This is a genomic window from Microcystis sp. M083S1 (assembly GCF_020246405.1).
GTDB lineage: Bacteria > Cyanobacteriota > Cyanobacteriia > Cyanobacteriales > Microcystaceae > Microcystis > Microcystis aeruginosa_C.
The window spans coordinates 1-4,937 of the sequence record NZ_JADBTB010000186.1 but is presented as its reverse complement, the minus strand read 5'-3'; the positions used below and the strand labels follow the sequence as shown (position 1 = coordinate 4,937).

General features: G+C 42.3%; 5 protein-coding genes. 1 reads left to right on the top strand and 4 read right to left on the bottom strand.

Annotated elements, in window-relative coordinates; translation table 11 throughout:
- Together IM450_RS22590 and IM450_RS16940 are read right to left on the bottom strand one after the other, a co-directional pair.
- On the bottom strand, positions 1 to 46 hold a 46-nt coding region (locus IM450_RS22590), incomplete at its 3' end, for a helix-turn-helix domain-containing protein (protein WP_353736998.1).
- 117 nt (positions 47 to 163) lie between these two features.
- Positions 164 to 1,348 (bottom strand): ATP-grasp domain-containing protein, encoded by a 1,185-nt coding sequence (locus tag IM450_RS16940; protein WP_002803219.1) that lies wholly within the window; start codon positions 1,346 to 1,348, stop codon positions 164 to 166.
- A gap of 757 nt (positions 1,349 to 2,105) precedes the next feature.
- Between IM450_RS16940 and IM450_RS16935 the strand changes: the two genes are divergently transcribed.
- On the top strand, positions 2,106 to 2,783 hold the full coding sequence (locus tag IM450_RS16935) for a hypothetical protein (protein ID WP_002803220.1): 678 nt from the start codon (positions 2,106 to 2,108) through the stop codon (positions 2,781 to 2,783).
- Between the two features lie 53 nt (positions 2,784 to 2,836).
- Here the strand turns inward: IM450_RS16935 and IM450_RS16930 are convergent, their stop codons facing one another.
- Both IM450_RS16930 and gmd read right to left on the bottom strand, forming a co-directional pair.
- Positions 2,837 to 3,775 carry a GDP-L-fucose synthase family protein gene (locus IM450_RS16930; RefSeq protein WP_002803221.1) on the bottom strand — a complete coding sequence of 313 codons (939 nt, stop codon included), beginning with the start codon at positions 3,773 to 3,775 and terminating at the stop codon, positions 2,837 to 2,839.
- A 12-nt stretch (positions 3,776 to 3,787) separates the two neighbouring features.
- Positions 3,788 to 4,870, bottom strand: coding sequence for a GDP-mannose 4,6-dehydratase (gmd, locus tag IM450_RS16925; protein WP_287720657.1), 1,083 nt, complete (start codon positions 4,868 to 4,870; stop codon positions 3,788 to 3,790).
- Positions 4,871 to 4,937 lie beyond the last annotated feature (67 nt).

Below are 4,937 nucleotides of genomic sequence, written 5' to 3'. Positions count from 1 at the left end.
CTTGTTCGGGTGTGGGGTAAAATCGGTAAGAATAGGCTTTTTCCATACCTCACATTTTAGCATATATTTCGTAAACGATGCTCATATTTAACAGCAAAGCCGCCGTAAAACGGCGGGGTTTCAGACCCAAATTTTCGATGAGAATTGCTACTGATCACTGATTCTAGGCTAATTTAATTGCTGCAGTGACTACCTCTTCTAAAGACTCTAACCAATGAAAGTTAACATCAGCTAAACTCTGACTGAGATCGATCGCTTTGCTGTCAGCTAGGACGCGAAAAATTATTTGTGGTAGGGTGGGATTGAGAAAAGAGCGGGGTTCCAAGGTTTGTCTTTCCTGTCGGGTAGCCCGGATCGTTCGTTCGCCGCTGCCCCGGCTGGGTGATAATGGGCTATAACTGCGGTAGTAATGGCTAATACTCTCGATCGCTTTTTGGCCAAAGTCGGGATAACTGATAATATCAACGATAACCACTTTTAAATTAGGCAATAGTTGGAATTGTTGCAGACCAGCCTCTATTTGCTCGTTTAATTGCTCTAATTCTAGTCTTTCCTCCAGTATAAGCCATGCTGCCAGTTTTGCCTCCTTGCTGGCTAAGGCATCCCAGACAGTGGACATCAAACCCTGGCCATTACTGATCACGGCTATTTGGCCAGTTTGATCAATTATCGACCAAGGGGATTGTAATTGGGGAGGGGTCAAGGCCAGAAGATCGAGATGTCTAGCTAAAGCGGCATCATTAACACTTATTTTGCCATCTAGGGCCATCACTTCCCCGGCTTCGTTGATACCCAGGGGATTAATCTCGATAATATCGAGATCTTTGCTGACAAAGAGACTATACATTTTTTCGAGAATTTGACTGATAGACTCGATCAAAGACCCTCTTAAACCCATAGATACGGCTAATTGCCGACAGAGATAGGGGGAAAATCTCGCTTCGATGACCACTTTTTGCATGGTTGCCAGTAAACTGTCCACATCCATCCCCCCTTGACTCGCACCCAGTAAAACCGGTCTTTGCAGATGATAATCGAGTAAAATGGCTAAAAATATCTCCTGTTGCGGATTATACCTGGCTTCTGCTAAGATTACCTCTGGATATTCTCCGGCGATCGGTAAATGAAAGATAGCATGGGCAGCAGCGATCGCATCAATGGTATTAGCGACAAATCTCACTCCTCCTGCTTTTCCCCGGCCTCCCGTGCGTACCTGGGATTTCAGCACGATAGGATAGGGAATGTTTAATCTTTTTAGTCCCCCCGGTTCGTGGATTGGTTGGGAAGGTAAAATGGGGATACCTACTTGAGCAAATATTTCCTTGGCTTGGTATTCGAGTAAATCCATAATTGATTAATTGATAAAGTGGCGATTCTCTCTTTGCTCGTTTCGGTAGCTTGGGGACTTATGAAGATTATTTTAGCAACAGCATCCAGTTCACGGGTGATCGGGGAGAATATTCTTGGTTTACTCGATCGCAAAAATTAAAGTTATACTAAATCCAGTTATTAAAGACTGATTATTTATTCCTCCTTTTGCCTCTTGCCTTTTGCCTGTCCTCATAAATAGCCTATACTCAGCGGATTTAGTATTAATTGTGTCATTATGCGGTTAGAGGAGAGACTTTTTTAGCTACCCACCCCTAGTAGTCTAGCAATCTTTCACTCTCTCTATTTCTATCTTTAGTAGGCTTTACTGCATTTAAACTGAGTATTAGATTAGTACAAGCGCACCACTCACCACTTCCCACTTCATAATTCTTAATTCATAATTCCCCACTCCCTCAGTTTTTTGTCACAATTGTTACATTTTTTCACAGATTTTAATTCGATCGGGTGATTTTTTTTTGATAGGAGTGAACCTATAATTTGCTCAGAAATAGTTATTGTTATCCATTGACCGTGTAAAACTAAGAACTGCGGACAAATCAAGAGTTTTGGCGTTTCAATAGACCAACTAAACTAACAACTGGCAATTAGTCGGAAATATCAGTTATTTTTTGCTAAAATTCTCCTTTTTCCCGCATTTTCCTGCTTGGAAACAAACTTTTTCCCGCTTTCGTCTCTGTCTTTAATTCGCTCCCACTAGGAAACTCAAGGGTAAGATGCTATATTTTCAAAAGCAGGGTCGTCATCATCCTCTGACCCTATTAACAATGCTTTTAAGTGCTTCTTTCGTTGTGGTCTCCCTCTCTTTGACTCCTGCGATCGCACGTCAATTCGCCCCAATTAACCCGATTAAACCGATTCTTTTGGGGAATAATCAATTAATTCCTGCCGGCACAGACATCCCTGTAAAATACGAGCAAGGGAAAAAAATTCTTTTAACCAAACAAGAAACTTTTTCTTTATCTCTGACCGTCACCGATAATATCAAAAATTCCCAAGGACAGACAATTATTCCCGATGGTAGTCAGATTATCGGAGAAATTAAACCTGACGGTCAAGGTTCGCGTTTTCTATCCCAAAAAATCTTTTTAAAAACCCCTCAACCCCAAGAAAAATCTATCGATGCTATTTCGGCAGTTTTCACTCGTCTAGAAAGGATAATTAAAGGAGTTAACCCCGATAAAATTATCCACGGTGCAGTATTAGGAAAATCCGCCGCTTCTGTCCTCGCTTCCTTTATCTCTGACCAACCGGTTAGCGAGGGATTATTACGAGGAGGAGGATTAGAAGTATTAGCCGGCTGGTTATTACGAGGAGAATCGGTGGAATTATTGTCAATTAACCCCAAGGAAGATTTAAAATTAACCCTTCGTTCTGATTTTACCGGTCAGTAACCTAAAAAAAATCTGGTGTGTTAGTTATTTATCTAACACACCAGCTATCTGAACTAAGCGGCGTTTTGCCTATACCATTCAATGGTTTTTCGCAAACCTTCTTTAAATTCCATTTGAGCAACAAAACCGAATTTTTCCTGAGCGCGGGTTGTATCTAAACAGCGTCGCGGTTGACCATTCGGTTTATCTATTTCCCAAACAATTTCGCCATCAAAACCCATTAAATCACAGATTAATTCGACTAAATCTTTGATAGAAATCTCATAATTTGTACCAAGATTAATCGGGTCTGATTCATTATAGAACTGACTGGCCATGACAATGCCGCGTGCTGCATCGGTGGAGTAGAGAAACTCCCGGGTTGGACTACCATCTCCCCAGACAGGAAGTTGTTTATCCCCCCGTTGTTGTGCCTCATAAACCTTGCGAATTAAAGCAGGAATTACATGGGAACTACCCGGATCAAAATTATCCTCTGGCCCGTATAAATTTACCGGTAAAAGATAAATTCCGTTGAAACCATACTGCAAACGATAAGACTCTAATTGTACCAATAAAGCCTTTTTAGCGATCCCGTATGGCGCATTGGTTTCTTCGGGATATCCTGACCATAAATCGTCTTCATGGAAAGGTACTGGAGTAAATTTTGGATAGGCACAAATTGTCCCCACACAGACAAATTTTTGTACTCCTGCTAGATAGGCAGCGTGAATTAATTGGGTTCCCATCATCAAATTATCATAGAATAATTCGGCGGGTTTTTCCCGATTGAGACCGATGCCTCCCACATGGGCAGCCAAATGGATAATTAAATCTTCTTGGTCGGCTAAACGTTGACAGTTTTCCCAAACTCTTAAATCACAATCCTTTGACCGAGGAATTGTAATTTTTTCGGGATTTGCCCCCGCTGCAATTAATTGATTAACTACTTGCCGACCTAAAAATCCGGCCCCCCCGGTGACGACGATTCTCTGTTCGCTTAAATTGAGCATATTTTCACCTCTTTAATCCACAGTTGTCATCGAACGATTGCGAAGATAAGCCAAATCTTTTAATAACTGTTGGCTATCACCACCGTTATTAAGATTAATCCCCAAAGCCGCTAAATCCGCATCTACCATTAATTTTACCAGTCCCTCAAACGTTACCGACGGCTGCCAGCCTAATTTCTCCCTGGCTTTTGTAGAATCTCCTATCAATAAATCCACTTCCGCCGGACGCAAATAACGTTCATCAAACTCCACATAATCCTGCCAATTTAAATTAACGTATTGGAAAGAAATATCGAGAAACTCCCGGATAGAATAGGTTTCATTTGTCGCCACCACATAATCATCCGGTTCTTCCTGTTGTAACATTAACCACATCGCCCGCACATAATCCTTAGCATAACCCCAATCCCGTTTAGAATCGAGATTTCCTAGATAGAGTTTTTTCTGTTGTCTGGCAATAATTCGGGCCAAAGCGCGGGTAATTTTGCGCGTGACAAAAGTTTCTCCCCGCCGGGGGGATTCATGATTAAATAAAATGCCGTTACAGGCAAATAAGTCGTAGGATTCCCGATAGTTGATTGTTTGCCAGTGACCGTAAACTTTCGCACAAGCGTAGGGACTGCGGGGATAAAATGGCGTGGTTTCTTTTTGGGGAACTTCCATGACTTTCCCGAACATTTCCGAGGAACCTGCTTGATAGAAACGCACTTCGATGCCGGTTCTTTTTTGGTAATCCCGAATTGCTTCTAGTAATCTCAAAACTCCCACACCGACAGCATCAACGGTGTATTCTGGGGCATCAAAACTAACCCGCACATGGGATTGGGCCCCTAAATTATACACTTCTACCGGTTGCACTTGTTCGAGGATACGCCGCAGGGTCGTCCCGTCGGTGAGGTCGCCATAATGAAGAAATAATTTAGCATCCGGCTGGTGGGGGTCAATGTAGATATGATCGATGCGATCGGTGTTAAAAGTTGAAGTACGACGGATGATACCGTGGACTTCGTAACCTTTTTCTAATAATAATTCGCTCAGATAGGAACCATCTTGACCGGTGATGCCGGTAATGAGGGCGCGTTTAGCTTCAGTCATCAGTAATTTACCTAATCGGAAAGAATAAAGACCATGGCACGGTCTGACTGCTTATAGCACACTTTAG